General features: G+C 46.1%; 21 protein-coding genes, 1 other RNA gene and 2 pseudogenes. 5 read left to right on the top strand and 19 right to left on the bottom strand.

Features of this window, described 5'->3' with window-relative positions:
• Nucleotides 1-7: 7 nt before the first annotated feature.
• Nucleotides 8-2,738, bottom strand: a pseudogene (gene secA / locus P4S59_RS02580) (preprotein translocase subunit SecA).
• A 408-nt stretch (nucleotides 2,739-3,146) separates the two neighbouring features.
• Here secA and P4S59_RS02575 point away from each other — a divergent pair.
• A complete protein-coding gene (locus P4S59_RS02575; protein WP_337167948.1) occupies nucleotides 3,147-3,605 on the top strand; it encodes a DUF721 domain-containing protein in 459 nt (152 codons plus the stop codon).
• A gap of 114 nt (nucleotides 3,606-3,719) precedes the next feature.
• Here P4S59_RS02575 and lpxC read toward each other — a convergent pair whose 3' ends face one another.
• The 16 genes and pseudogenes from lpxC to rsmI form a co-directional block, all read right to left on the bottom strand.
• Entirely contained in the window at nucleotides 3,720-4,637 is a 918-nt protein-coding gene (lpxC, locus tag P4S59_RS02570; RefSeq protein ID WP_025768410.1) for a UDP-3-O-acyl-N-acetylglucosamine deacetylase, read from the bottom strand.
• Between the two features lie 101 nt (nucleotides 4,638-4,738).
• Nucleotides 4,739-5,977, bottom strand: a complete 1,239-nt coding sequence (gene ftsZ / locus P4S59_RS02565) for a cell division protein FtsZ (protein WP_012842149.1) — start codon at nucleotides 5,975-5,977, stop codon at nucleotides 4,739-4,741.
• A 30-nt stretch (nucleotides 5,978-6,007) separates the two neighbouring features.
• Nucleotides 6,008-7,270, bottom strand: a complete 1,263-nt coding sequence (gene ftsA / locus P4S59_RS02560) for a cell division protein FtsA (RefSeq protein ID WP_012842150.1) — start codon at nucleotides 7,268-7,270, stop codon at nucleotides 6,008-6,010.
• The gene (locus tag P4S59_RS02555) at nucleotides 7,263-8,045 is read right to left on the bottom strand and encodes a cell division protein FtsQ/DivIB (RefSeq protein WP_012842151.1); all 783 of its coding nucleotides are present in this window, start codon (nucleotides 8,043-8,045) and stop codon (nucleotides 7,263-7,265) included. The genes ftsA and P4S59_RS02555 overlap by 8 nt, the downstream gene beginning before the upstream one ends.
• Before the next feature lie 192 nt (nucleotides 8,046-8,237).
• A complete protein-coding gene (murC, locus tag P4S59_RS02550) occupies nucleotides 8,238-9,695 on the bottom strand; it encodes a UDP-N-acetylmuramate--L-alanine ligase (protein WP_337167947.1) in 1,458 nt (485 codons plus the stop codon).
• Between the two features lie 22 nt (nucleotides 9,696-9,717).
• The gene (murG, locus tag P4S59_RS02545) at nucleotides 9,718-10,785 is read right to left on the bottom strand and encodes an undecaprenyldiphospho-muramoylpentapeptide beta-N-acetylglucosaminyltransferase (RefSeq protein WP_104974500.1); all 1,068 of its coding nucleotides are present in this window, start codon (nucleotides 10,783-10,785) and stop codon (nucleotides 9,718-9,720) included.
• Nucleotides 10,772-11,968 (bottom strand): cell division protein FtsW, encoded by a 1,197-nt coding sequence (gene ftsW / locus P4S59_RS02540; RefSeq protein ID WP_005396444.1) that lies wholly within the window; start codon nucleotides 11,966-11,968, stop codon nucleotides 10,772-10,774. Before ftsW ends, murG begins: the two co-directional genes overlap by 14 nt.
• Nucleotides 11,969-11,986: 18 nt before the next feature.
• Nucleotides 11,987-13,300 carry a UDP-N-acetylmuramoyl-L-alanine--D-glutamate ligase gene (murD, locus tag P4S59_RS02535; RefSeq protein WP_337167946.1) on the bottom strand — a complete coding sequence of 438 codons (1,314 nt, stop codon included), beginning with the start codon at nucleotides 13,298-13,300 and terminating at the stop codon, nucleotides 11,987-11,989.
• Between the two features lie 39 nt (nucleotides 13,301-13,339).
• Nucleotides 13,340-14,422: a phospho-N-acetylmuramoyl-pentapeptide-transferase gene (mraY, locus tag P4S59_RS02530; protein ID WP_005372931.1), complete on the bottom strand. Its 1,083-nt coding sequence runs from the start codon at nucleotides 14,420-14,422 to the stop codon at nucleotides 13,340-13,342.
• Complete coding sequence (locus P4S59_RS02525) at nucleotides 14,422-15,786, bottom strand: UDP-N-acetylmuramoyl-tripeptide--D-alanyl-D-alanine ligase (RefSeq protein ID WP_337167945.1); 1,365 nt, start codon at nucleotides 15,784-15,786, stop codon at nucleotides 14,422-14,424. Before P4S59_RS02525 ends, mraY begins: the two co-directional genes overlap by 1 nt.
• Nucleotides 15,783-17,263, bottom strand: a pseudogene (gene murE, locus P4S59_RS02520) (UDP-N-acetylmuramoyl-L-alanyl-D-glutamate--2,6-diaminopimelate ligase). The gene P4S59_RS02525 and the pseudogene murE overlap by 4 nt, the downstream one beginning before the upstream one ends.
• Before the next feature lie 62 nt (nucleotides 17,264-17,325).
• Entirely contained in the window at nucleotides 17,326-19,119 is a 1,794-nt protein-coding gene (locus tag P4S59_RS02515; protein ID WP_006743237.1) for a penicillin-binding transpeptidase domain-containing protein, read from the bottom strand.
• The gene (gene ftsL, locus P4S59_RS02510) at nucleotides 19,116-19,433 is read right to left on the bottom strand and encodes a cell division protein FtsL (RefSeq protein WP_012842154.1); all 318 of its coding nucleotides are present in this window, start codon (nucleotides 19,431-19,433) and stop codon (nucleotides 19,116-19,118) included. The genes P4S59_RS02515 and ftsL overlap by 4 nt, the downstream gene beginning before the upstream one ends.
• A gap of 5 nt (nucleotides 19,434-19,438) precedes the next feature.
• Nucleotides 19,439-20,389: a 16S rRNA (cytosine(1402)-N(4))-methyltransferase RsmH gene (gene rsmH / locus P4S59_RS02505; protein WP_005396452.1), complete on the bottom strand. Its 951-nt coding sequence runs from the start codon at nucleotides 20,387-20,389 to the stop codon at nucleotides 19,439-19,441.
• A 229-nt stretch (nucleotides 20,390-20,618) separates the two neighbouring features.
• Nucleotides 20,619-21,045, bottom strand: an RNA gene (rnpB, locus tag P4S59_RS02500) — RNase P RNA component class A.
• Nucleotides 21,046-21,212: 167 nt separating this feature from the next.
• Nucleotides 21,213-22,076, bottom strand: coding sequence for a 16S rRNA (cytidine(1402)-2'-O)-methyltransferase (gene rsmI, locus P4S59_RS02495; RefSeq protein WP_005396454.1), 864 nt, complete (start codon nucleotides 22,074-22,076; stop codon nucleotides 21,213-21,215).
• A 68-nt stretch (nucleotides 22,077-22,144) separates the two neighbouring features.
• On the opposite strand from rsmI, the gene P4S59_RS02490 reads away from it, so the two are divergent.
• From P4S59_RS02490 to P4S59_RS02475, 4 genes are read left to right on the top strand one after another with little or no spacing between them, the layout of a single operon-like run.
• The gene (locus P4S59_RS02490) at nucleotides 22,145-23,956 is read left to right on the top strand and encodes a penicillin-binding protein activator (RefSeq protein WP_337167944.1); all 1,812 of its coding nucleotides are present in this window, start codon (nucleotides 22,145-22,147) and stop codon (nucleotides 23,954-23,956) included.
• Nucleotides 23,943-24,311 (top strand): YraN family protein, encoded by a 369-nt coding sequence (locus tag P4S59_RS02485; RefSeq protein WP_012842156.1) that lies wholly within the window; start codon nucleotides 23,943-23,945, stop codon nucleotides 24,309-24,311. Before P4S59_RS02490 ends, P4S59_RS02485 begins: the two co-directional genes overlap by 14 nt.
• Before the next feature lie 3 nt (nucleotides 24,312-24,314).
• On the top strand, nucleotides 24,315-24,905 hold the full coding sequence (locus P4S59_RS02480; protein WP_005372901.1) for a phosphoheptose isomerase: 591 nt from the start codon (nucleotides 24,315-24,317) through the stop codon (nucleotides 24,903-24,905).
• Nucleotides 24,906-24,926: 21 nt separating this feature from the next.
• On the top strand, nucleotides 24,927-25,592 hold the full coding sequence (locus tag P4S59_RS02475; RefSeq protein WP_005396458.1) for a BON domain-containing protein: 666 nt from the start codon (nucleotides 24,927-24,929) through the stop codon (nucleotides 25,590-25,592).
• Nucleotides 25,593-25,661: 69 nt separating this feature from the next.
• On the opposite strand, the gene sspB is transcribed toward P4S59_RS02475, so the two are convergent.
• Both sspB and sspA read right to left on the bottom strand, forming a co-directional pair.
• Complete coding sequence (sspB, locus tag P4S59_RS02470) at nucleotides 25,662-26,147, bottom strand: ClpXP protease specificity-enhancing factor (protein ID WP_031780550.1); 486 nt, start codon at nucleotides 26,145-26,147, stop codon at nucleotides 25,662-25,664.
• A 17-nt stretch (nucleotides 26,148-26,164) separates the two neighbouring features.
• Nucleotides 26,165-26,800, bottom strand: a complete 636-nt coding sequence (gene sspA, locus P4S59_RS02465; RefSeq protein ID WP_005372897.1) for a stringent starvation protein SspA — start codon at nucleotides 26,798-26,800, stop codon at nucleotides 26,165-26,167.
• Between the last annotated feature and the right edge of the window lie 89 nt (nucleotides 26,801-26,889).

Below are 26,889 nucleotides of genomic sequence, written 5' to 3'. Positions count from 1 at the left end.
TAACAGATTAGTCGATTTTGCCGTGGCACTGTTTGTACTTCTTGCCACTGCCACAAGGGCAAGGTTCATTACGACCTACTTTACGTTCATCACGTACCATTGGTTGATTTGAACCTTCTTCAGATTCTTCGCCTTCAGAAAGCGGATTTTGTGCTGCAGCGTGTTGCGCTTGCGCACGACGAGCGGCTTCTTCAGCTTGCGCACGACGCTGTTCTTCCATACGTTCAACTTCTTCTTGTTGCTGAACGCGAACACGAGATAGAACAGTAATAACGTCTGTTTTCAGCGCTTCTAGTAGACCCTCAAACAGTTCAAACGACTCACGTTTGTATTCTTGTTTTGGGTTCTTCTGTGCGTAACCGCGTAAATGGATACCTTGACGCAAGTGATCCATCGCAGCCAAATGCTCTTTCCAAAGCGTATCCAGAGTCTGAAGCATGACCGATTTTTCGAAGTTGCGAAGCACTTGTGCGCCCACTACTTCCTCTTTCTCTTTGTACACTTCAACGGCTAGGTTGATGATCTTTTCACGTAATGCTTCTTCGTAAAGCTTGTCGTCTTCTTCAAGCCATTGCTTCACTGGCGCATCAAGATCGAAGTCCGCTTTTAAGCGCTCTTGTAGACCTTCAACATCCCACATATCTTCTAGTGACTGTGGTGGAATGTACTCATCAATAACCGCTGTTAGCACATCTTCACGGTTTTGCTCGATCATGCCGCTGATGTCTTCAACGTTCATTAACTCGTCACGCAGTTCGTAGACAACCTTACGTTGATCGTTCGCTACATCATCGTATTCAAGCAGCTGCTTACGGATATCAAAGTTCCGACCTTCCACTTTGCGCTGTGCTTTTTCAATTGAGCGAGAAAGCATTTTCGATTCAATAGCTTCACCTTCTTCCATACCACTTTGAATAAGGCTCGCCATACGATCAGAAGTGAAAATACGTAGCAAAGAGTCTTCCATAGATAGGTAGAAGCGCGATGAACCCGCATCACCTTGACGACCAGAACGACCACGTAGCTGGTTATCAATACGGCGAGATTCGTGGCGCTCAGTACCGATGATATGTAGACCACCAGCTTCTAGCACTTGGTCATGCACCACTTTCCACTCTGCTTTAATCGCATCGATTTGCTCTTGAGTTGGGCTCTCTAAAGCTTCAACTTTTGATTGCCAGCTACCGCCAAGCACAATGTCCGTACCACGACCGGCCATGTTGGTCGCGATAGTTACCGCACCAGGCATACCCGCTTCAGCAACAATTTCCGCTTCTTTCTCATGGAATTTCGCGTTCAATACGTTGTGTTTGATCTTAGCCTTCTTCAATGCGTTAGAAAGAAGTTCTGACTTTTCAATCGACACAGTACCAACAAGCGTTGGCTGCCCTTTGGCAACACGCTCTTTAATATCTTCAATGATTGCCGCAAACTTCTCTGCTTCAGTACGGTAAACCACATCTGGCATATCGTTACGAATCATCGGCTTGTTGGTTGGGATAACCACCGTTTCCAAACCATAGATAGACTGGAATTCGAACGCTTCAGTATCCGCTGTACCTGTCATACCTGACAGTTTTTCGTATAAACGGAAGTAGTTCTGGAAGGTAATAGAAGCCAAAGTTTGGTTTTCGTTTTGGATCTTAACGCCTTCTTTCGCTTCTACTGCTTGGTGAAGACCTTCAGACCAACGACGACCTGGCATTGTACGACCAGTGTGTTCATCAACGATGACCACTTCGCCTTCATCAGTAACGATGTAATCAACGTTACGCTCGAATAACACATGAGCACGCAAAGCAGCATTCACGTGATGCAACATGCTGATGTTAGCCGGAGAGTAAAGTGTATCACCTTCCTCCATCAGACCGTTTTTCACCAACAGCTCTTCAACGTATTCTTGACCCGTTTCTGTTAGGTATACTTGCTTTGATTTTTTCATCAACAGTGTAGTGACCATCACCACGGTATTCTTCAGAGTCTTCTTTATCTTGCTTTTTCAGATGCGGGATCAAAAGGTTGATTCGAGTGTATAGCTCAGAGCTATCTTCAGCAGGACCTGAAATGATCAAAGGAGTACGAGCTTCATCAATTAGGATTGAGTCCACCTCATCGACAACTGCAAAGAAGCGATCACGCTGTACACGGTCTTCGCTACGGAAAGCCATATTGTCACGAAGGTAGTCAAAACCAAATTCATTGTTGGTTCCGTATAGAATGTCAGCTTGGTACGCTTCTTTTTTCTCTTGAGGAGGCATGTTTGGCACGTTTACGCCAACGGTCATACCTAAAAATTCAAATAGAGGGCGGTTCGTCTCAGCATCACGTTTAGCAAGATAATCGTTCACTGTTACGATGTGAACGCCTTTACCAGCCAGAGCATTTAAGTAAGCAGGAAGCGTTGCAGTCAGCGTTTTACCTTCACCTGTACGCATCTCCGCAATTTGACCCGCATTTAGAACCATACCACCGATAAGCTGAACGTCGAAGTGACGCATGCCGTAGACACGCTTAGATGCCTCACGAACCGTAGCAAAAGCTTCAGGAAGTAGTTTATCAAGAGTTTCACCTTTCTCTAGGCGCTCACGGAACTCAACCGTCTTTGCTTTTAACTCTTCATCACTTAGAGCTTCGAATGTTGGCTCGTAGTTATTAATTTCTTTTACAATTTTTCTAAGGCGGCGCAGTGTTCGGTCGTTGCGACTGCCAATCACTTTTGTCAGTAGCTTAGTTATCATTTTTCGTGAATCTCTCTTTAATCAGACCGTTCCCGATCTACTCATAATGCCTTCAGTCTCTGCCAGTTTGGAACTAAGAATACTGAGATAAATCATTTATCAAAGATATTGAGTTCAAACATCCATATTTCAAGGCTAAGTTTCGAAACAATGTGGCTTAGTGTAAGGATTTTTCATCGATACAACCATAAATAGACGTATTTGTTTGAAGCACTCTGAAGTTTTTACTCAAAGTGGTGACTGATTAGACGATATTGCATACCACAATATGTGTAATCTATTCAGAGCAGACTTTGCTTTTTACCTCGCTACATTGTAAAACTGAAGCGAAAGACGTTAATGTAAACTATACCTTGATAGAAAGCTGCTCTAGAATAGCTGATATCTCAACAAAATTAGATTTTACCTATGCGTGATCACCGTCCAACCTCGACTGAAGATGTTATTGCTGAATCACAGTTCAAGCAGATTCAAGAACATGCTGGAGAAATCTTACAGCTTAACCAAGCTTTGCAAGAGATCTTACCCACAGGGACGGCCGATCATTGCCGGGTGGCGAATGTTCGTAACGGCCACCTATTGATCGATGTTTCTAGTGCCGCGATCAAAATGAAGATCGATTACGATCGCCTCATGATCCTAAATAAACTTCGTACTCAAGGCTTTGCCAAACTGATGAGCGTTGAAGTGAGGATCAATCCATCATTATACAAAAATCGTTTCGAACAAGACGACAGACCTAAACGTCCACCATTAACAGAATCTGCAGCAAAGTCATTGATGACGATTGCCGACATGGCACCGCCTAAAATTCAAGAGCGTTTAAAGCGATTGGCCGATATGGCAGAAAAGAAAGACCGTAAGTAACCGTTATTTCAATATGCTGAAAAGCTCGAATGCTATTAATAAGCCCAAGATTAAAGCCAAATAGCAAAAAACCAGGCATAAGCCTGGTTTTTTATTAATTTTAATGCCGAGTATTTACGCAAGCACCATATTTGGTTCAGCGAATGCTACTGGTGAGCCGACTTCTTCTTCGAATGTAGTCCACTCCCAGGCTTCTTGATCAGCAAGAACAGCTCGCAGAAGTTGGTTGTTCAAACCGTGCCCTGATTTAAAGGCGCGAAATTCACCAATGATTGGGTGACCACACATGTAAAGGTCACCAATCGCATCCAACACTTTGTGAGTCACAAACTCATTTTCAAAGCGTAGACCTTCTTCGTTAAGAATACGGTAATCATCCAATACGATAGCATTATCGAAACTACCACCCAAAACTAGGTTTTGAGATTGTAGATATTCGATATCACGCATAAAGCCAAACGTACGTGCACGAGAAATTTCACGAACGAAGCCTTTTGAAGAGAAATCAAACAGCAAGCGCTGTTCGTCTGACTCAATAGCAGGGTGATTAAATTCAATTTCGAAGTCCATGCGGAAGCCGTTAAATGGTACAAACTCTGCCCATTTATCGCCATCTTCAAAACGAACTGGCTTTTTAATTCGGATGAAACGTTTTGGCGCATTTTGCGTTTCGATACCTGCTTGTTGTAGCAAGTATACAAATGGGCTAGCACTACCATCCATAATTGGAATTTCAGGTGCGTCTACTTCGACAATAATGTTGTCGATGCCCATACCAGCAAGTGCCGCATTCAAGTGCTCTACAGTTGAAATACGCACACCTTCGTCGTTTACCAATGCAGTACACAGCATGGTGTCGCGAACAGAAGCTGGATCAGCTGGAAAATCTACAGGTGGGTTTACATCTGTACGACGATAAATGATACCTGTATTTGCAGCAGCCGGGCGCAGAGTAAGCGTGACTTTACGACCAGAGTGGAGGCCCACACCAGTTGTTTTCACTATTTCTTTCAGAGTACGTTGTCTGATCATCTGCTTGCCTCTCAAAAATTTGCTACAAAACACGGCCGTCTGTAACGTCGACCGTGAATGCTACCATAATTTTGAGCCATGTCAAATTTATGGATTAAAGATTAATCAGCCTGACGACGCAAAAATGCCGGGATATCTAAATAACCACTTTCCTTCTCTTGCTTCGGAGCCGCAGAGCTTTGGCTCGACGATGCTGGAGAAGAAGAAACTGTATTTGTCGGCTGAGGAGTTACCTGTGGCTTCTCTTGCACTTGATTATTTTGCAAGGTTTGTGCCGGTTTCTCTTCAGCTTGCGTTGCCGCCGCTTGCTGTTGTGGTTGAGCCTGCGGCGTCGGAGCCACTTTCGCTTTACCACCCGCAACTAGCGTAATATCTGGCTTTTTCTCATTGCCAATACCTGTCGCTACAACTGTTACGCGGATTTCATCAGTCATATCTGGATCTAGAGAAGTACCGATAACAACAGTTGCATTGTCAGAAGCAAATGCTTTCACTGTATTACCAACCGTCTCAAACTCGTCAAGACGCATATCCAGACCTGCAGTAATATTGACAAGAACACCACGAGCGCCCGCTAGATCGATGTCTTCCAAAAGTGGGCTAGAAATTGCCATTTCAGCCGCTTCTTCAGCACGATCTTCGCCTTTAGCAATACCGCTGCCCATCATCGCGTGACCCATTTCAGACATTACTGTCCTTACGTCCGCAAAGTCGACGTTGATCATGCCAGGGCGAGTAATTAGCTCTGCAATGCCTTGAACTGCGTTCTTAAGAACGTCGTTCGCACTTGCAAAAGCTTCTAGTAGCGTGACACCACGGCCAAGTACTTTAAGCAGCTTTTCGTTTGGAATCGTAATCAAAGAGTCAACGTGCTTAGACAGCTCATCGATACCTTGCTCAGCGAACGCCAAACGCTTTTTGCCTTCAAAGCTGAACGGTTTTGTCACGACCGCGACAGTTAGAATGCCAAGCTCTTTAGCTACTTCAGCAATAACAGGTGCTGCACCAGTACCTGTACCGCCACCCATACCAGCTGCGATAAACACCATATCGGCGCCAGTTAGGGAATCTTTAATTCTATCTCTGTCTTCGAGAGCTGCGTCACGGCCAACCTGTGGATTAGCACCTGCACCCAGACCTTTGGTGATATCGCCACCGATCTGAATAACATTGCCAACGCTTGTCTTACGAAGTGCTTGCGCATCAGTGTTGACGCTGATGAATTCCACACCTTCGATGGATTCACGCACCATGTGTTCAACGGCGTTACCACCGCCGCCACCAACCCCAACGACCTTGATTACTGCATCGTCAGACATTTCCATCATCGGTTCAAACATGTGTTGTCTCCGTTTATCCTGCAACTCAGGTTAAAACTCTTTTTGTATCCAGTTACGCAATTTATCGAAAAAGCCAGTAACAGATGAGCGTTTAGGTTCATTATAATCGCTATCGTCGCTAGACTGCATGTCTCTTGCGTAATGAAGTAATCCAACTGCCGTAGAATGGTACGGCTCTTTTACATAGTCAGTTAATCCGCTGACTTCGAGCGGTTTGCCGACCCTTACTTGATTGCGGAATACGCGTTCCGCACATTCTATCACTCCGTCCATTTGCGCAGCACCGCCGGTGAGTACAACTCCCGCAGCTAGATGGTGCTTTATACCCTCTTCGCGCAATTTCGCTTGTACAGAGTCAATAGTTTGGTTAACCAGTCCCATAAGCTCAGAGTAGCGTGGCTCAATCACTTCTGACAACGTTTGACGTTGCAGACTACGTGATGGTCGCCCACCTACGCTTGGTACATTAACCGTGTCATCCTTACTGACCAGTTCACTCAAAGCACAGCCATATTTGACTTTTATTTCTTCAGCATCGCTCACTGGCGTACCAAAAGCAAAAGCAATATCGCTGGTTACAGCATTTCCTGCGTACGAAAATACTTCTGTGTGACGTAACGCACCGCCAGTCCAGATGGCCACATCCATCGTGCCGGCGCCAATATCCACCACACAAACTCCAAGCTCTCTTTCATCCTCGGTGATTACTGCATTACTTGCAGCAAGCCCAGAAAATACGAGTTGCTCTACTTTAAGGCCGCATCGTTCTACCGCCTTAATAATATTGCGCGCCATGTCATTATGGCATGAGATAAGGTGGACACTTACTTCCATTCTTACCCCAGATAAACCAAGCGGATTTTTGATTCCCTCTTGATAATCAATGGTGAACTCTTGCGGAATCACATGAAGGATTCGCTGTTCATCACCAATTTTAATCGATTTTGCGGTATGGATAGCGCGATCCATGTCTTCTTGAGACACTTCTTCATCTGAAATCGTGCCCATACCTTTTTCAATTCGGCTTGCGATATGCTTACCAGACAACGAAATGAAGACTCGGCTGATTTGGCACTCGGCCATCAATTCAGCTTGATCAATTGCACGTTGTACTGATTTTACAACCGACTCCAAGTCATTCACGCCACCTTTATCCATGCCACGTGAAGGGCTACTACCTGCGCCAATAATATTAATTTGACCGTCTGGTAGAACCTCACCCACTAGAGCCGATACGGTTGCAGTGCCTATATCAAGACCAACAATAATGTTGTCATCAGCGGCCTTAGTCATCTGTACTCTCTTCTAACTCTTGTTCAGGAAACCAACCAACTGCGGCTCCTGTATCGTACCTAAGATCGATATAACTGATTCTTTGCGTGTCACTGCCAAGCTTGTTATAGAGCTTAAAAAATCGCTCTATACGCTCAAGAAGAGACTCTTTACCGAGCTCTAATCGAATACCGTTATCAAGGATGATTTGCCAAGCTCGTCGCTCGTTTAATACCAGAGACGATATCGCTAAACCCAATTGCTGAAACTTAGGACTCAAATCACGGTAAGTCTGTAAGACTTCTGGTCCGCTGTCTTTGGGTCCGTACAGTTTCACTTTTTCTTCTTGTAACAGAGCCACATCGCCATCAAAAACAAACCCATTTTTATCTAACAGTTCGTTGCCATTCCAAATGGCTTCAGGTTGATGCTCTGTCAAAAAAACTTTTACTGTATCAGGCCACTGCTTTCGGATTGCGGCATGCGCCACCCATGGCAGAGCTTCGACACTTTGCTGTAATACATCAATATCCTGAGACATAAATGTACCGATGTGATCTATTCGACTAAATGCAGCCTGCACATCGTCAGCTTGGACATACTCCAGTTTTCCCTGAAGTACTATTTTGGAGAGAGGTAACCTTTGGTCATCCCACATCCAACTGATCGCCGAGTACAAAACAGAACTAATTAAGGTCACAACCACAACGAAAAATAACGCACCCAAGATTTTCTCTTGGCGACCACGGTTATTATCCGTGTTTGGTCGCTCGTCATTCAGTGCAATATTCAACAACGTCTTCGTTTCCTGACTTTTGTCGTGTACTTTTTACCCACATAATTACGCAGAGGTAAAAGTCTTGACTTTAACCTTGGGATTATACTGAGCTCTTGTAAACTATCAAACACTGATAGCAATAAATCACAATGATATTGACGCAAAATCGAGATCTGAGTCTTTATCTGTCCTTCGCGCCAACAATCTGTGTTAACCAAGCATCTTGTTTATATTTAATTCAAGACCTGCCAGTTGTTTCGCCACTTTACCAACATCACCCGCGCCTTGCGTTAAGATTAGGTCGCCGTCTTGTATAACGTTAGCTAAAACTGAAGGTAATTGCTCGATTTCTGGAACAAAAATCGGATCTACCTTACCTCGGCTGCGAATTGTGCGACACAATGAACGTCCATCAGCTCCTGCAATTGGCTTTTCACCTGCGGCATATACATCCAACATGATTAATACATCAACTTGCTCTAGCACATTCGCAAAGTCATCGTACAGATCACGAGTACGGCTATAACGGTGTGGTTGGAAAATCATAACGAGACGTTTATCTTGCCAACCGCTTCGCGCAGCATTAATGGTCACATCAACTTCTGTTGGGTGGTGTCCGTAATCATCCACTAACATGGCATGACCATTACCAGTATCAAACTCGCCAAGGTGATCAAAACGTCGTCCCGTGCCTTGCGTACCGGCCATTGCTTTTAGAATTGCATCGTCTTCAATGTCATCTTCAGTAGCCACTGCAATCGCAGCCGACGCATTAAGTGCATTGTGACGACCTGGAATGTTCAGAGTGATATCTAGGTTGGCACGCCCTTTACGTACTACCGTAAATTTGCCTTGCTGACCTTCTTGACGATAGTTTTCAATGCGTACGTCAGCATCTTCGGAGAAACCGTAAGTAATCACTTGACGACTAATACGTGGGATTAACTCTCGAACCACAGGATCATCAATACAAACAATAGCTTGGCCGTAGAACGGTAGATTGTGTAGAAAATCAATGAAGGTTTGCTTTAACGTTTCAAAGTCACCACCATAAGTATCCATATGATCGGCTTCAATATTGGTGACGATACTTACCATTGGTTGCAGGTGCAGGAATGACGCGTCGCTCTCATCCGCCTCAGCAATTAGAATACGACTCGAGCCTAAACGAGCATTTGTACCTGCGCTTTTCACCAAGCCGCCGTTTACAAACGTTGGATCAAGACCGGCTTCAGAATAAATTTGTGTCACGAGTGCCGTCGTCGTCGTTTTACCGTGCGTGCCCGCAACGGCAATACCATGACGGAAGCGCATCAATTCAGCCAACATCTCTGCGCGGCGTACGATTGGGATACGTAACTCACGTGCCGCCATCACTTCTGGGTTTTCTTCGTTGATCGCCGTTGACACAACAACCACACTGGCTTTTTCTACATTGCTCGCTTGATGGCCGATAAATACGGTTGCACCTTTTGATACCAAACGCTCTGTCACTGGGTTCTCTGATAGGTCAGAACCTGTGATTTGGTAGCCTTCGTTCAACAGCACTTCTGCAATGCCGCTCATGCCCGCACCACCAATACCGATGAAGTGGATGGATTTCACGCGGCGCATCTCTGGCACCATGGCGCGAATCTGAGCTAAGTCTTGTGTATGTCGGATTGTCATCAATTCTATTCTCAATAATTCGTTAACGCTTTTCGGTCAAAGCGACAATGGCTTGTGCGACAACTCGGTCGGCATTCAATTTAGCAGCGCCACGCGCTTGCTCAGCCATCGTAAGTAAAGCTTGGCGATCCAATTGTTGGATCTGCTGAGTCAGAGACTCAACGGTTAAATCTGGTTGTTCAATCATTTTCGCTGCGCCGCATTCTACTAGATGATCGGCATTCAGTGCTTGTTGGCGATCTTTATGCATAAAAGGAATAAAGATCGCACCAACGCCAGCAGCAGAAACTTCAGAAACGGTTAACGCCCCTGAACGACAAACTAAAAGGTCAGCCCATGCATAAGCCTCTGCTACGTCGTCAATGAACTCTGTGACTTCTGCATTTACCACACCATTAGCTTGGTATGCGGCGTTCACTTCTTCGGCGGAACCTTTGCCCGCTTGATGACGAATACAGTAATCACCGCCCAACTTTGCCATCACTTCTGGCAGAGTTTGGTTAAGAATGCGTGCACCTTGGCTACCGCCCATCACCAGAATACGAATTGGGCCTTGGCGATCTTGCATTCGCTCTGCAGGCGCTTCTAATCTTGTTAGGTCTTCACGAACTGGGTTACCAACCACTTCGGCATTTGGAAAAGCGCCCGGGAAAGCCTGAAAAACCTTCTTAGCGATTTTCGATAACCATTGGTTCGTTAAACCTGCTACTGCATTTTGTTCATGCAGAACAACAGGAATACCGCTCAACCAAGCCGCAATACCACCGGGACCACTCACATAACCACCCATACCTAACACGGCATCGGGCTTCCAATGCTTCATGTGCGCGCGAGCTTGCATGATGGCATTAATAATTTGAAATGGAGCTGCAAGCAGACGCTTTACGCCTTGACCTCGTAACCCTTTCACTTTGATAAAATCGATTTCAATGCCATGTTTTGGCACCAAATCCGCTTCCATTCGATCCGCCGTGCCTAACCAACGGATCTCCCAACCTTGCTCTTGCAGCTGTTTTGCTACAGCTAACCCTGGGAATACGTGACCGCCAGTACCACCAGCCATCACCATCAAACGTTTATTTTGTTTCATTAGTTTGTTGTTCTGATTGTTGTTGCTCGCGTTTCAAGCGGCATTCGTAATCGATACGCAGCAATATGGACACTGCGACGGACATAATAATCAGACTGGAACCACCATAACTGATTAGCGGAAGTGTTAAACCTTTGGTTGGCACGATACCAGCTGCAGCACCAACGTTCACCAAGGTCTGGAACGCAAACCAAATACCTATACCGAAAGCCAGATAACCGCCGAACATTTCGCCTTCTTCAAACGCACGCTTGCCTATGTAAACCGCTTTTAGCACTAAGCTAAAAATCAACATTAAGACCAACACAACGCCCACGAAACCAAGCTCTTCAGCAAGTACCGCAAACACAAAGTCGGTATGCGCTTCTGGTAGATATTCCAGTTTTTGAATTGAGTTACCGAGACCTTGACCGAACCATTCACCACGACCAAACGCCATCAAAGACTGAGTCAACTGATAGCCACTACCAAATGGGTCTTCCCACGGGTCAAGGAAGGAGGTTACTCGTCGCATACGATATGGCTCGACGAGAATCAAGCCTACCACAGCGCCGATACCTGCCACCATCAACGCGAGAAACTGAGTCAGTTTTGCGCCTGCGATAAAAAGCATGCCAAACAGCGTGACCAACATTACGACGACCGTCCCCAAGTCTGGCTGACCAAGTAGCAATACTGCGAAGAAGGCAAACACCATGATTGGCTTCATAAAGCCACCAAAGAAGGTTTGTCGTACTTCGTCTTGCTTTCGAACTAAGTAACCAGACATGAAGATAAACAGCGATAGCTTCGCGACCTCTGCTGGCTGAAGGTTAAACAGCCCAAGGGGAATCCAACGAGACGCACCATTAACCGACTTACCCGCCAAGAGCACGATGATCAACAGTGCAAAAGAAGCCCAAAGTAAGTAGTGGCTTTTCTTAAACCACTCTTGCAAAGGCACTTGCAAAATAACAGCGGATGTCCCTAACGCCAGCACGAGAAACGTCGCGTGACGAAACATAAAGTGAAACGGCTGTTCCGTTAATCGAGAGCTGATTGGAAATGATGCAGAGGTTACCATGACTAAACCAGTCAACATCAAACCCAGTGCAATCCACACTAACTGACGATCAAACATCGCCTCTGGGGCTGGATGCTTGAGCCAATTGCCAATACTGCGTTTAACGTTACCTAAACCCACGAAGTGTGTAACCTTTAATTATGCATATTTCTGAGCAAGAGCAGCGAAAGCATCACCTCTTGCCATAAAGTTGTCGAATTGATCAAAGCTAGCACATGCAGGAGACAGCATCACCATATCACCTGGTTTTAACTGCGAAGATACTTGTTGAATCACATCTTCCATAGTGTCGAAACGTATTGCAGATTCATGCAGTGGCATAAATTCATCGCCATCAGCGCCAAAGCAACACAGTTGCAAGTTAAGCGTCGCGAAGATCGGTTTTAATGGCGAGAAGTCAGCACCTTTGCCAACACCACCAACGAGTAAGTAGAGCTTGCCTGTCGATTCCAAACCAGATAGCGCAGCCATAGTGCTGGCAATATTAGTTGCTTTAGAGTCATTCACCCATTTGACGCCTTGATTATCCGCAACCACCTGGCATCGGTGTGTCAGTCCCGTGTAATTTTTAAGTGCATTCAATGCGTTGTGATAGTTTACGTCCGAAGCTTTTAATAGCGCTAAAGCAACCAGAGCATTAGATAAGTTGTGTTTACCAACCAACTTAAGTTCATCACTTGCGACCACTCGTTGACCATGATCGAGCAGCCAAGTGCGATTGCCATCCACCTCGAGACCAAAGTCCTGATTGTCGCTGCCAAATGTCACCAATGGCATCTCTGCATCTGGGAAGGTTTCTTGATCATCACGGTTCACTACCGCAAGAGCAGCGTGGTCAAAAATACGCAACTTAGCTTGTCGATAGTCAGACATGCCTTGATAACGGTCCATATGATCTTCAGAAAGATTCAGAAACGCAGCGGCTTTGAGCTTTAAGCTTGACGTCGTTTCTAACTGGAAGCTCGAAAGTTCAAGCACATACAGGTCTGCGTCTTGTTCTAACAAATCCAGTGCAGGAACACCAATGTTACCACCAACGCCCACATCCAAACCTGCAGCCTTAACCATCACACCTGTGAGGTCGGTGACTGTGCTCTTACCGTTTGAGCCCGTAATCGCAATCACTGGTTTCTGCACCGCCCAGGCGAATAACTCAATATCACCAACTACTGTCGTGCCTTTTGCTAATACGGCTTGGATCTCTGGTGTCGCTAGCGCAATACCAGGGTTGGTCACGATAAGATCAGCGTCAGAAAGCCAGTCTGTATTCCAACCACCACTATGCAGTTGAACATCTTCCGGCAAACGCTCTGCACCCGGAGGGTTTACGCGAGTATCAATGACTTTGACCACAAGCTGTGGCTGATTTTTTCTTAGGTGTTTAACGACAGAGAGCCCGGTAATACCGAGCCCTACGACGACAACACTATGTATGTTTTGCCAACGTTCCATATTTGATCACACTGTAAATCTTGTTCTTGGAAAGTGCGATTAACGCACTTTCAATGTCGCAAGACCAATCAGAACAAGAACCATAGAAATAATCCAGAAACGCACGATTACGCGAGGTTCTGGCCAACCTTTCAATTCGTAGTGGTGGTGAATAGGTGCCATACGGAAGATCCGCTGACCACGCAGTTTGTATGAACCCACCTGTAGAATTACCGACAGCGTTTCCATCACAAACACACCGCCCATGATCACCAACACCAACTCTTGACGAACGAGAACAGCAATAGTGCCTAACGCGCCGCCAAGCGCTAGTGAGCCGACATCACCCATGAACACTTGTGCTGGGTACGTGTTAAACCACAAGAAACCAAGGCCTGCACCGACGATTGCTGTACATACGACAACCAACTCAGAAGCATGTGGTAGGTATGGAATATGAAGGTATTCAGAGAAGTTAACGTTACCCGTCGCCCATGCAATAACCGCGAAGCCTGCAGCAACAAGAACCGTTGGCATGATTGCCAAACCGTCTAGACCATCGGTCAGGTTAACCGCGTTACTCGTACCGACAATCACAAAGTAAGTCAGGATAATGTACATCAAACCAAGTTGCGGCATGATGTCTTTAAAGAATGGCACCACGAGCTGAGTGGCTGCAGTGTCTTTACCGTAAGCGTACAATGCAAAAGCCACGACAAACGCGATCAACGATTGCCAGAAGTACTTCCAACGCGCGATCAAACCATCGGTATTTTTTCGCACCACTTTACGATAATCATCAACAAATCCGACTGCACCGTAGCCAAGCAAGACCGTCAATACCGCCCATACATATGGGTTGGATAAGTCAGTCCAAAGCAAGATTGTGATTGAGATGGCCGCTAAGATCATGATACCGCCCATCGTTGGAGTACCACGCTTACTAAAGTGAGATTCAGGACCTTCGTTACGTACTACCTGACCAATTTGCAGCATTTGCAAACGCTTGATCATGATTGGTCCCATCCATAATGACAGACCCAGAGCGGTTAATACGCTTAGAATTGCTCGAAAAGACAAGTATTCAAACAATCGAAAAAAAGACAGGTATGGCTGTAGCAGCTCGGCAAGCCAAATAATCATTAATAATACTCCTTCAAAGCAGCAGCGACTTCAAACATACGTGCACCGTTCGCTCCTTTCACCAAAATCGTATGGTTTTCAGGAACGGCTTGGTCTAGATGCTGCTTGATGTATTCAATCATCTCTTGGTGCGTCTCAAAATGAATGCCTTGGCAAAGCTCACTGATCACCTTGGCGTCTGCACCATATGTGAGAACATGTTCAAATTTTTGTGGGGCAGCATGTTCCCCGACTTGACGATGAAGTGCAAGACTTTCCTCGCCCAATTCCGCCATATTACCTAAAATCAGCCAGCGCTGACCTGGGAAAGCAGCCAATAAGTCAACCGCCGCTTTCATGGCTGGCACGCTTGCGTTGTAGCTGTCATCAATCAATTTGATTTTTTCGCTCAGCGCTTCAACCTCGACGCGACCTTTCACTTTGTTTAAATGTTTAAGGCCAGCGCGAACCTCTTCTAATGTGGCGCCCATTTGTAACGCAATAATAGAAGCTGCGATTGCATTCGCCACGTTGTGTTGACCTATAATACCCAGAGACAGTTCAATTTCTTGTGAGCTTGCTGCGATATGTAGGTTAAAGCTGGCCTCTCCCGCGGCATTCATCACGATATTTGATGCATAGTAATCAGCCGCAGAATTACTTTGTGAGAAGGTGATAACTTCCTTATCCGCCAGCACGCTTTCCCACTTTGTTTCGCCATTGCTGTCTAAATTGACAATCGCAATACTACCTGCAGCAAGACCTTGGTAAATTTCACCTTTGGCTTGTTTCACGCCATCAATAGAACCGAAGCCTTCAAGATGCGCGGCGGCTACATTATTTACTAACGCGATATCTGGTTTTACTAACTGCGTTGTGTAAGCAATTTCACCGATATGATTAGCACCAAGCTCAATCACGGCATAATTGTCATCCTGCTGTGAGCGCAATAACGTCAACGGAACACCAATATCATTATTGAAGTTACCTGCAGTAAACAGCACTTTGCCTTTCAATTGCAGAATGCTCGCGACCATTTCTTTGACGGTCGTTTTACCACAACTGCCTGTGATGGCAACGGTAGGTGTTTGGCAAGTTTGATGCACCCAAGAGGCTAACTCACCCAGTGCCATTTTGGTGTCCGACACCACGACTTGTGGCACATTCACATCTAAACGTTTTTGTACGAGTAAAGCACCAGCGCCTGCATCCACCGCTTGCTGGCAAAAGTTGTGCGCATCAAAGCGCTCACCCACCAGCGCAACAAATAAAGCACCGTTGTCAATCGCTCGTGTATCAGTAGAAACCGCGTCGATAAGTAGATCATCGCCGAATAGCTCACCGCGAGTGGTGTTGGCAATTTGAGATAACGTTACTTTGATCATAAGGACAATCCTAAAAGCTGCATAGCGGACTCACGGTCGGAGTAATGAATCGTTTCGCCATTCCGAATTTGATAATCTTCGTGGCCCTTACCCGCTAACAAGATGATGTCGTTTGGCGAAGCATTCTCAACCGCATAAGACAGTGCTTTGAAACGATCATGCTGCACAATCGCTTCGGCAGGTTTTGACAGCCCGGATAACATGTCTTTTACAATCTGAACCGGATCTTCACTGCGTGGGTTATCGTCAGTCAACACCACTCTGTCGCCTAGACGCTCTGCAATTTCCGCCATCATTGGGCGCTTACCTGCATCGCGATCGCCTCCGCAACCAAAAATAGCCCACAGCTGCCCCTCACAGTGAACTCGTAAAGCTTGCAGCGCTTTTTCTAAAGCATCAGGAGTATGGGCATAATCGACCACGACTTTGGCACGGTCCTCTGTCTGGAATAACTCCATTCGGCCGAGTACAGGTTGCAACTGACCTGCGGTTTCGAGTAACGCTTGTTTATCCTTACCCAAGCTTAATAAGGTCGCAAAAGCGAGCATTAAGTTGGTTGCGTTAAACTCACCAATCAGTGGCGCGTGCAATTGACCTGAGCCAAATTTACCATCGAATTGGATAGTAATCCCCGACTCCGCGTAACGGACATCTGTCGCCCAAATTGCGCTTTCAAACTCAGTGTTCGGTTTGAGTGACACCGCAATCGCATTGCTTAACTGCGTCGCCCATGCATGACCGACCTCATCATCGATATTGATAATGGCACGTTCACATTGATGTTGTGTAAACAACCCCAGCTTTGCATTGGCGTACTCTTCCATCGTGCCATGATAATCTAGGTGATCACGACTTAGATTAGTAAACACACCCGCCGCAAACGACAACGCCTTGACACGGCCTTGCGTTAAGCCATGAGAAGAGACTTCTAGCGCGGTGTATGTGGCGTGTTGCTTTGCGAGAGAGGAGAGCGTTTTCTGAATTTCTACAGCATTCCCTGTTGTATTCGCGGCTTGCTGTAAATTGTCGAGAAAACCATTTCCCGTCGTGCCCATCACTGCCGCTTTGTGGCCAAGTAGCTCTAGCCATTGTGCAATTAGCTGAGTAATGGTGGTTTTGCCGTTGGTGCCGGTGACACCAATCAAATCCATATCTGGGTAAGCATAGAGCTTTCCAGCGATTGCAGATAAACGTTGATCCAACGTATCGAGGTAAATAACGGGAACGTCATCGATGATTTCCACCGTGCCGTGTGCTTTTACCTCACAGGCTTGCGCTAGAACCGCATTGGCGCCTTGCTCAATGGCAGAAGCAATGAAGTTACGCCCATCCACAATATGGCCAATCACCGCAACAAACGTGGTTCCAGGCTGAACTCTTCGGCTGTCGAGCTCCAATTCAGAAACAAGAACGGACGATAAGCTGGGGCAATCCACCCAAGGGAAAGCAGCACGTCCATACTGATGGCTTTAGTCATATTTGTTCTCCGAGCTTTGGCTCAGGTTTTCTTAATTTTGTTTGCTCAGTAAGCCACTCGGCTTACTGCTGGAATTTGTTTTCGTCTGGTGCAACATTGAGTATTTGTAGCGCGCCTTTCATGATTTCAGAGAAGACAGGAGACGCTACCGAACCACCATAGTAATCATCACCTTGAGGCTCGTTTACGATCACAACCAATGCAATTCGCGGATCGCTAACCGGAGCAAGCCCTGCCGTATAAGTGATGTACTCATCGCTGTATCCACCTGCAGACGCTTTACGTGAGGTACCTGTTTTGGCTCCCACTCGATAACCAGGAACTGCCGCTCGACGAGCTGAGCCTCCTTTTTGGGTTACGGTTTCCAGCATGTCCAAGACCTGGCGTGCGTACTTTGCACTCACTACTTGGCGCGACATGTCATGATCATTGCTTTCGATAATATGGATTGGCTCGTATTTGCCGAGATTTCCAAGCGTCGCATAGGCATGCGCTAACTGGATTGGCGTTATCGATAGACCATAACCAAACGCAATCGTGGCACGTTCAATAGGAGACCATCGTGTTCGTGTCGGGAAGATACCAGTCACTTCCCCAACGAGGTTCAGACCAGAAAGCTCACCAAAGCCCACAGAGCTGTACAGACCGAGCAGCGCCTCTACTGGCATTTGCATTGCCAGCTTCGTCACACCGATGTTACTCGATTTTTTGAGGATCGTGGTCAAGCTCGCTTTACCCACGCGGGATACATCTCTTACTCGGCTACCACCTAAACGAAGTACACCATTACCGGTATCTACGATGGTATCTTTATCGGCTACCCCATTTTCTAAGGCGGCTAAAATAACGAAAGGCTTAATGGTAGAGCCTGGCTCCATCGAGTCCGTGATCACTCGGTTACGCATTTTATAGCTTTGCCAGTCGCTACGATTGTTAGGGTTGTAGGAAGGCGCATTCACCATGGCCAATACGGCGCCGGTTTTCACGTCCAACATAACAACGGAGCCTGACGTGGCGCGATGGTCCGCAACAGCTTGTTTAATAGCACGATAAGCAATCGCCTGTAGGCGCTGGTCGATTGTCAACTGGAGTGACTTACCTTCTTGCTTGTCTTGCCACGCAATGTTTTCTACGACGCGACCATAACGGTCTTTACGAATGGTTTTCTTACCTGCGGCGCCAGTAAGCCACTCATCGTAGCTACGCTCAACACCCTCTAGACCATGCCCATCAATCCCCGTCACCCCAACTAAGTGAGCACTAACCTCACCGGCAGGATAGTAACGACGAGATTCTGACTTAAGACCCACACCAGGCAGCTTTAGCTCACGAATATAGTTCGCCATGGCTGGACTCACTTGGCGCTGCAAGTAAATAAAGCGGCGCTTTTCATTGTGCTTGATCTTGTCTATCAACCCTTGTCGGTCAACACCAAGAACATCCGCTAATGCATACCAACTCTTGGTCTGGCTTAAGGCATTTTCTTTAAATATCGTCGCGGGATCCGCCCAAACGGCCTCAACAGGCACACTGACAGCGAGCGGCTCACCATTTCGGTCCGAAATAATACCGCGTGCAGAAGGAATGGATTTCACACGAACCGAGCGTAGGTCACCTTGTTTAATCAGGTTATCCGGTTCAATGATTTGAATATAGGCTACGCGCGCCACCAAAAGTGCAAATGCACAAAAGACAAAAAACAGTAATAGATGGAAGCGCCAACGAATCAGAAAGGATTCTTCAACCGCCACTTTCACTGCTTTTTTCTCGGTTTTCGTATCCCCCGAAGCGTTTTTTTCTTTCGCGACAGGTTTACGCTTGTTGCTTGGTTTCGTGTTGGTTTTCTTTCTAATCATTTGAGCGTGACAACCACTTCTTTATCGCCATCAGGTCGTTTCATTTCAAGTTCTTTTTTGGCAAGGTCTTGAACACGACTGTGTTCCGCGAGGGCCGTTTCTTCCAACATCAGGTTGCGCCATTCGCTATCTAAACGCTCTCGTTCAACCAAAGTGTGATCTTTTTCGGTGATCGCTTGACGCGCATGGTGGGTAGCAAATACCACTCCCATTGCCGATGCTACGATCAATAGCAACAACAGTAATGGCCAGCGACCAACGGTGATAAGATCCGTTGCAATCAACTTAGCAAGGTTAGGAGTGGGTTTCGTCATAATAATTAAAGCTTTTCTGCAATTCTTAGCACAGAGCTGCGCGAACGAGGGTTCATTTCAATTTCTTGTTTGCTTGGCTTAATCGCTTTGCTCACCGCTTTCATATTCGCACTACCAAGAGCACGAATTTGCTCTTCGGTCATTGGAATGCCGTGTGGCACTTCAGGTCCTTTGCTCTCTTTACGGATAAAACGTTTGACCATACGGTCTTCCAGAGAGTGGAAACTGATGACAGATAAACGACCTTCAGGAGCCAGAATACTTGCCGCGCCTTTTAGTGCCGTATCAATTTCTTCTAACTCACTGTTGATGTAAATACGAAATGCCTGGAACGCACGAGTCGCAGGGTGTTTTTTCTCTTTAAAGCTTTTGGGTGCAGCATCTGAGATCAGCTTCGCGAGCTGGCCAGTACGTACCAGAGGTTCATTTTCTTCGTCTTCACGGTAGGCAACAATCGCTTTGGCAATACGGCGCGCGTGTTTGTCTTCACCAAACTCACGAATCACCCAAGTAATATCATCTAAGTCAGCTTCCATTAGCCATTGAGATACGGGAATACCTGATGTTGGGTCCATACGCATATCTAGCGGGCCGTCTTTCATAAAGCTAAAGCCACGCTCTGCGTCGTCTAACTGCGGAGAAGAAACACCTAAATCCAGTAGAACGCCATCAACTTTGCCAACCAAGTCATACTCTTTAGCATACTCAGCAATACCAGAAAATGGACCATGAATGATGGTGAAGCGAGGATCATTGATTTTGCCTGCTTCAGCTATCGCTTGAGGGTCACGATCGATACTGTACAGTCGGCCGTTTTCGCCGAGTTTAGATAAAATAGTCCGGCTGTGACCGCCACGGCCAAATGTTCCATCGATATAGATACCGTCTGGTTTGATAGCTAAGCCATCAATGGATTCATTTAATAACACGGAAATATGTTGGAAGGTTTCGGTCATAGCTTTCTCGTTGAATGATCTTGAAGCGATTTTAAGATATGTTGCTCTCTCATGCTGAATACTTATAGCAAAAGATCAACCTACCATAGTGTACTGATTTCCCACATCATCGCCACCTCAAGTCTAAAGTCAGACGTGATTTAACGCCAAGTTTATTGGTAATGACAGGGTTTGCGTCAATAAAATGCAAAAAACCCATCACTACAAAAAGTAGTGATGGGTCTCGAATAGTTGGAGTCGACACATAAGCCGGGTTCTGTTCCGCTTGCGCGGCGGTAGCCATTCGTCTAGGCCAGCAATCGCTCACTGGCTCAAGCAACCTACCCGCCTCCTTACGCGAGCAACGCAATGTGGAGGCCTATTTGGTCTTGCTCCGGGTGGAGTTTACCCTGCAACGAACTATTGCTAGTCGTCCGGTGCGCTCTTACCGCACCCTTTCACCCTTACCTGTGCCCTAGGGCCATCGGCGGTCTTCTCTCTGCTGCACTTGTCGTAGGCTTGCGCCCCCAGGCGTTACCTGGCACCCTGCTCTATGGAGCCCGGACTTTCCTCCCCTTTACCAGTCTCCCGAAGGACGTCGACGTCAGTCTCCCAAAGGACTTCAACGTCAGTCTCCCGAAGGACATCAGTAAAGCAGCGACTACCCAGTCAACTCCGAGGGCGGATTGTATAGAGTTATCTACTCAGAGTCTAGTGAGATCACAGATATGATGAAATGAATGCATTGAGTGGTGTTTTTTTAACCTAACCATCAAACATTGAGCCTAAAAAAGGCCGATATTTTCACATCGACCCGCTTTACCATGTGTCTCGTTAGCAGTGCTTAGTCTAAGTTTTCTAAGCCCCACTTATACAACGCATTCTTCTTCAAGTTATGAATTTCTGCCACCAAAGCCGCTGCTTTTTTCAAAGGCAGCTCTTTGGTTAAAATCCCTAATGTACGCAAGGCATCATCTGGCAATGAATCGTCCGCGGTTTCGCGGTGACCATGTACCAATAATACCATTTCGCCACGCTGTTGGTTATCGTCACTTTTCACCCACTCAATTAACTCACCTAATGGCATACCTTGAATGGTTTCAAAGGTTTTCGTTAGTTCTCTCGCCAACACGACTTCTCTATCTGGGCCAAGAACGTCTAACATGTCTTGTAGAGAGTCCAAAATACGGTGCGGTGACTCGTAAAAAATACACGTACGCTCTACCGAAGCAATCTCTAGGAATTTATCCTTACGGCCTTTGCTTTTCGGTGGTAAAAAGCCTTCGAAGCTAAAGCGATCGGATGGCAAGCCTGATGCACTTAACGCCGTAATGACCGCGCAAGCACCAGGAAGCGGCACAACTCTAACGCCCGCTTGACGACATTTTGTCACCAAATGGTATCCTGGGTCGCTGATAAGTGGCGTACCAGCGTCAGAAACTAACGCGATAGACTGACCGGAAAGCAGCTTTTCTACCAAAACCTGTGCTTTTTGCTGCTCATTATGATCATGCAGAGCAAAAGTTTTGGTTTGAATATTGAAGTGAGACAGTAATTTACCCGTATGTCGAGTATCCTCAGCAGCAATGATGTCCACCGTCGACAGAATTTCGATAGCACGTTGGGTGATATCCGCTAAATTTCCGATTGGAGTCGGTACGATATAGAGAGTTGGCCCCTCATTCGGCAACTTATTTTTATCTGTCATTTGTTTACCATCACTTCAACGATTAATATAGAGACAATTTTGTACAAAATTATAGAGAACTCACGGCAATGATTAACCATAAGAGACTCAGTGTACCACGCATACTTACTCCTGTTGCACTAGCAATTACGCTCGCCGCCTGTTCTTCAGGTCCAAGACAGCCTGATGGCGTTGATGTAACACTTGAGCCTACTCAGTCTGTTCAGAACTATATGATCCAAGCTGATAGCACGGAAGGCAGTTTACAAAATGACTGGTTGATCATGGCAACCAAAGCCGCTATTCAAGCGAACCAGTTTGATCAAGCAGAACTGTTGATCAAACGTCTGGCTCGACAACAGTTGACCGAAGTTCAGCAAGCGGAGTGGCAACTGGCGCGTGCGACCATACAGCAAAAGCAAGGCAATTACTCGCAGTTGCTGCAATTGTTAAACTTTAAACCTTGGTGGAAATTGCCAAACGAGCAATGGAAAGACTATTACTTGATGCGTGCCGACGCTTATCAAGGCCTTAACCAAGCGTTTGAAGCAAACCGCCAGCTGGTTACATTTGGTCAATACGCCTCGTCAGCAGAGCAGAGGGAAATCTCTAGCCGTATTTGGATGAACTTTGGCAGCTACTCAGAATATGAACTCACCTCATTAGAAACAGAGCCGAATGAGGATGTTCTAGACGGCTGGCTTCAGCTGGCTGTTTATGCAAAAACGCTATCGGGCAACCTGTCCCAACTTAAAAATACGCTAGAGCGCTGGTTAAGCGAAAACCCTTCGCACCCTGCTGCTATCTATACACCAGAAGAGATTCAAAACATTCTCTCTCTTGATATCGTGAAGCCAAACAATACTGCTTTATTGCTGCCGCTGACGGGTAAGTTCTCGCCACAAGCGCAATTAATTCGTGATGGTTTTGTGTTTGCGATGATGAATGATCGTAATCGAGATCCTAGTGCAACACTTACGGTGATTGACACCAATGCGTATAACGCTGACCAAATTAAACAACGCTTGATCAATGAAAACATCGATTTTGTTGTTGGCCCTCTAGAAAAAGAGAACGTGGAGTTGTTGCACACAACCATGGATGGCTCAGCAAATGGCCCTACCATTCCAGCCCTTGCGCTAAATATCCCCGAGGATGTGCAACCAGATAGCAATATTTGCTACTTGGCATTATCACCGGAACAAGAAGCCGCACAAGCTGCAAAACACTTGTTCAGCGAAGGCTACAACTTCCCTCTTATTCTTGCACCAAAAGGCAGCTTTGGAGAGCGTGTAACTGAGGCTTTCAACAAAGAATGGCGAAAGTACAGCTCTAACAAAGTCGCAGCAAGTTACTTTGGTGACAAGCGCCAACTTCAAAAAGACATCAATGAAGTATTTGGCCTGCAAGAGAGCAAGCAGCGTATCGCCCAGATGCAATCATTAATGCGAATTAAGCTTGAAACACAGCCACGTAGCCGTCGTGATGTTGATGCGGTTTATATCGTAGCTAGAAGCACTGAGCTGACTTTGATCAAGCCGTTTATCGAAGTAGCGATTAACCCTGATGCGAAAGCACCACAAATCTTCTCTAGTTCGCGTAGCAACAGTGGCGGCGCGACATACGAAGATCTAACAGGCATCATCTACAGCGACATTCCATTGCTGATTGACCCAGATCCTAGCGTAACCGCTGAAATGAACGAGCTTTGGTCAGAGCAATCTAACATGGAAAAACGTTTGAAAGCACTCGGTATGGATGCATATAAATTGATCGGTGAACTTCCACAAATGAAGGTCGTTCCTGGTTACTCAGTCGGTGGCCAAACCGGTATTTTAAGTATCGACAACAACTGTGTTGTACAGCGTGAATTGAGCTGGGCTGAGCGTGGGGCTCTTTAGTAAGCGCCAAATCGGAAATCAATATGAAGCTCTGGCGAAGCACTATTTGCAACGCCAGGGTTTGCGCTTTATTGAACAAAATTTCCTGACCAAGGTCGGTGAGATTGATTTAATCTTCCAACAAGGTGAAACTATCGTGTTTGTTGAAGTCAAATATCGTAAGAATGATCACTTTGGCTCAGCAGCAGAAATGGTAACGCACGCAAAAATGCGCAAGCTAATCAAAACTGCACAAGTTTGGCTTAGCCAACAAAAGCGCTTAAAACACAATATCGATTATCGGTTTGATGTCATCGCTATTCATGACAATGGGCGAGATATCAACTGGATAGAAAACGCAATCTCTGAAGGATAAGCGATGCTAGACAGCATTAAAGACAGCTTTACAGAAAGTATTCAAATTCAAATCGCAGCAGCAGAGGCGCTGCCCGATGCCATTACTCACGCGGCCCAAGCGATGGTCTCAAGCTTGCTCAATGGCAACAAAATTTTATGTTGTGGTAATGGCGGCAGTGCTTCAAACGCTCAACAATTTGTTTCTTGTCTTTTAAACCGTTTTGAAACTGAGCGCCCTAGCCTACCTGCAATGGCCTTAACAGCCGATAATACAACCCTGACCGCTGTTGCAAACGACTACCACTACCAGGAAATTTTCTCAAAACAGGTACGAGCGTTTGGCCAGCCAGGCGACATTCTGCTTGCCATGTCGACTAGCGGTAACAGCAAAAATATTATCAAAGCGATGGAAGCGGCCGTAACTCGAGACATGACGATTATCGCGCTAACAGGAAAAGATGGCGGTGAGATGGCAGGACTGCTTGGTGAGAACGACGTCGAAATTCGTATTCCATCACACCGCACTGCACGTATTCACGAAGTACATATGGTGACACTCCATTGTCTTTGTGATCTTATTGACCAGGTGCTTTTCCCTGCTCATGAAGAGTAACCAAGACTGAGGGTCAGAATTATGATACGTAGCCTCGTTATCTTATTAACAGCATTGAGTTTAAGTGGTTGCGCTGGCTTGTTTATCGCTGGTGCTGCTACCACAGCAAATATTGTCACGGACACACGCAGTACAAAACAAATTTGGCAGGACAACAACATCGAATTCGAAGTTGCAGCGATCGGTAACAAGGCGCCGTTTAAAGGTGAAGTTCGTGTGGTTGCCAGCTCCTATAACGGTACGGTTGTTCTTATGGGTCAGGCTCCAACGCAAGACCTTATCCATGCTTTAGAGCGAAGAGCTCGAGAAGTTAGTGGTGTGAAAGTCATACACAATCAAATCAAACAAAAAGAGCCACTCACTGTCACTCAAATTAGCAACGACAGCTGGATCACAACCAAAGTAAAATCAGCCTTGCTTACCGACTCTGAGCTCAATGGCGTTAAGGTTAAAGTGATCACTGAAGACGGCGACGTTTTTCTGTTTGGTTATGTCACACCAGAGCAAGGCGAGCGAGCGACAGAAATCGCGCGTAATATCTCTGGCGTAAAACAAGTCATTAAAGGGTTCCAATATGGCGAAATGGAACCTGTTGAAGTGGACTTACCGAGTGACGGTGTACAAACAATAGAAAGTGAGACAAACGCGGAAAATGAAGCCAACGTCGAAGCATTTACGATTGAGTAATTGCGAAACATCACTTGAAAACACGTCAAGACACTAAAAAGAAAAAAGCAGCGTTACGCTGCTTTTTTATTATTTAATCACTCTTAAGCTTGGTTTGCCTTTTGGTCGAGGAGCATCGTCCTCTTCGGCATCCGAATCAGAGGCTAACTCAGAAGGCTCATCGCTAACCGTTGTAAACGATGGGGATGATTCTTCCTCGGTCATCGCTTCTTCTTCGATGTGAGTGTACGCTTCTTCTGGTTCAAACATAGTACCAGCACCATTCTCACGCGCATAAATAGCTTGGACAGCATACACAGGCACAATTACTGAGTGTGGACGGCCGCTAAAGCGAGCATGGAAGGTAATCGCATCATTACCTAACTCAAGATTACCCACCGCACGTGGTGCAATATTCAAAATAATTTGACCATCTTGAATAAACTCAACCGGTACACGTACGCCCGGCATCGTTGCATCCACCACCAAGTGAGGAGTCAAGTCATTGTCTACTAGCCAATCGTAAAATGCACGAAGCATATACGGACGGCGAGCAGTCATTTTTGCAATATCCATAACGTGTTTAAAATCGCTTAGCGAACTAGGCGCATTTCACGTTCAGCTTCAGTTAAAGAAGCAAGGAACGAATCACGTTCAAATACGCGGTTCATGTACACCTTGATTTCTTTTGAACCAGGGCCAACCAGATCGATACCAAGTTGAGGCAGACGCCACAATAATGGAGCTAGGTAACAGTCGATCAAGCTGAATTCTTCGCTCATGAAGTACTCATATTCAGCAAAAATTGGCGCTAATGTTAGAAGATCATTACGCAGCTTTGTGCGTGCTTTTTCTGATTCTTCCGCATTACCTTTCATCACTTTTTCAGCGAGTGAATACCAGTTGCGTTCGATACGGTACATCATCAAGCGGCTGTTGCCACGAGCAACAGGGTAAACCGGCATTAGAGGTGGATGAGGGAAACGCTCGTCCAAGTACTCCATGATGATTTTTGAATCGTAAAGAGCTAGCTCACGGTCAACAAGAGTTGGCACTGATTTATATGGGTTTAGCTCAACAAGCTCAGCAGGAAGGTTTGCTTCGTCAACAAGCTCAACTTCAACACTTACGCCTTTTTCAGCTAGTACAATGCGAACCTGATGGCTATACAAATCTGATGCACTTGAGAAAAGAGTCATCACAGAACGTTTATTGGCAGCTACAGCCATGGAGCCCTCCAGTACACTTACAAATAAAAACAATGGAGGCTAAGCCTCCATTGTACATCAATTAAAATTGGGAATTAGCACGGTATTTT

It is taken from the genome of Vibrio sp. M60_M70 (genome assembly GCF_037162085.1).
GTDB lineage: Bacteria > Pseudomonadota > Gammaproteobacteria > Enterobacterales > Vibrionaceae > Vibrio > Vibrio diabolicus.
The sequence above is the reverse complement of the archived record's forward strand: the minus strand, read 5'-3'. Positions and strand labels throughout refer to the sequence as shown.

What these genes read in the sequence shown, in the direction of transcription:
- P4S59_RS02575 (WP_337167948.1), top strand. Translation starts at nt 3,147, where the DNA reads ATGCGTGATCACCGTCCAACCTCGACTGAAGATGTTATTGCTGAATCA.
- lpxC (WP_025768410.1), bottom strand. Translation starts at nt 4,637, where the DNA reads ATGATCAGACAACGTACTCTGAAAGAAATAGTGAAAACAACTGGTGTG.
- ftsZ (WP_012842149.1), bottom strand. Translation starts at nt 5,977, where the DNA reads ATGTTTGAACCGATGATGGAAATGTCTGACGATGCAGTAATCAAGGTC.
- ftsA (WP_012842150.1), bottom strand. Translation starts at nt 7,270, where the DNA reads ATGACTAAGGCCGCTGATGACAACATTATTGTTGGTCTTGATATAGGC.
- murC (WP_337167947.1), bottom strand. Translation starts at nt 9,695, where the DNA reads ATGACAATCCGACATACACAAGACTTAGCTCAGATTCGCGCCATGGTG.
- murG (WP_104974500.1), bottom strand. Translation starts at nt 10,785, where the DNA reads ATGAAACAAAATAAACGTTTGATGGTGATGGCTGGTGGTACTGGCGGT.
- murD (WP_337167946.1), bottom strand. Translation starts at nt 13,300, where the DNA reads ATGGAACGTTGGCAAAACATACATAGTGTTGTCGTCGTAGGGCTCGGT.
- mraY (WP_005372931.1), bottom strand. Translation starts at nt 14,422, where the DNA reads ATGATTATTTGGCTTGCCGAGCTGCTACAGCCATACCTGTCTTTTTTT.
- P4S59_RS02525 (WP_337167945.1), bottom strand. Translation starts at nt 15,786, where the DNA reads ATGATCAAAGTAACGTTATCTCAAATTGCCAACACCACTCGCGGTGAG.
- P4S59_RS02515 (WP_006743237.1), bottom strand. Translation starts at nt 19,119, where the DNA reads ATGATTAGAAAGAAAACCAACACGAAACCAAGCAACAAGCGTAAACCT.
- ftsL (WP_012842154.1), bottom strand. Translation starts at nt 19,433, where the DNA reads ATGACGAAACCCACTCCTAACCTTGCTAAGTTGATTGCAACGGATCTT.
- rsmH (WP_005396452.1), bottom strand. Translation starts at nt 20,389, where the DNA reads ATGACCGAAACCTTCCAACATATTTCCGTGTTATTAAATGAATCCATT.
- rsmI (WP_005396454.1), bottom strand. Translation starts at nt 22,076, where the DNA reads ATGACAGATAAAAATAAGTTGCCGAATGAGGGGCCAACTCTCTATATC.
- P4S59_RS02490 (WP_337167944.1), top strand. Translation starts at nt 22,145, where the DNA reads ATGATTAACCATAAGAGACTCAGTGTACCACGCATACTTACTCCTGTT.
- P4S59_RS02480 (WP_005372901.1), top strand. Translation starts at nt 24,315, where the DNA reads ATGCTAGACAGCATTAAAGACAGCTTTACAGAAAGTATTCAAATTCAA.
- P4S59_RS02475 (WP_005396458.1), top strand. Translation starts at nt 24,927, where the DNA reads ATGATACGTAGCCTCGTTATCTTATTAACAGCATTGAGTTTAAGTGGT.
- sspB (WP_031780550.1), bottom strand. Translation starts at nt 26,147, where the DNA reads ATGGATATTGCAAAAATGACTGCTCGCCGTCCGTATATGCTTCGTGCA.
- sspA (WP_005372897.1), bottom strand. Translation starts at nt 26,800, where the DNA reads ATGGCTGTAGCTGCCAATAAACGTTCTGTGATGACTCTTTTCTCAAGT.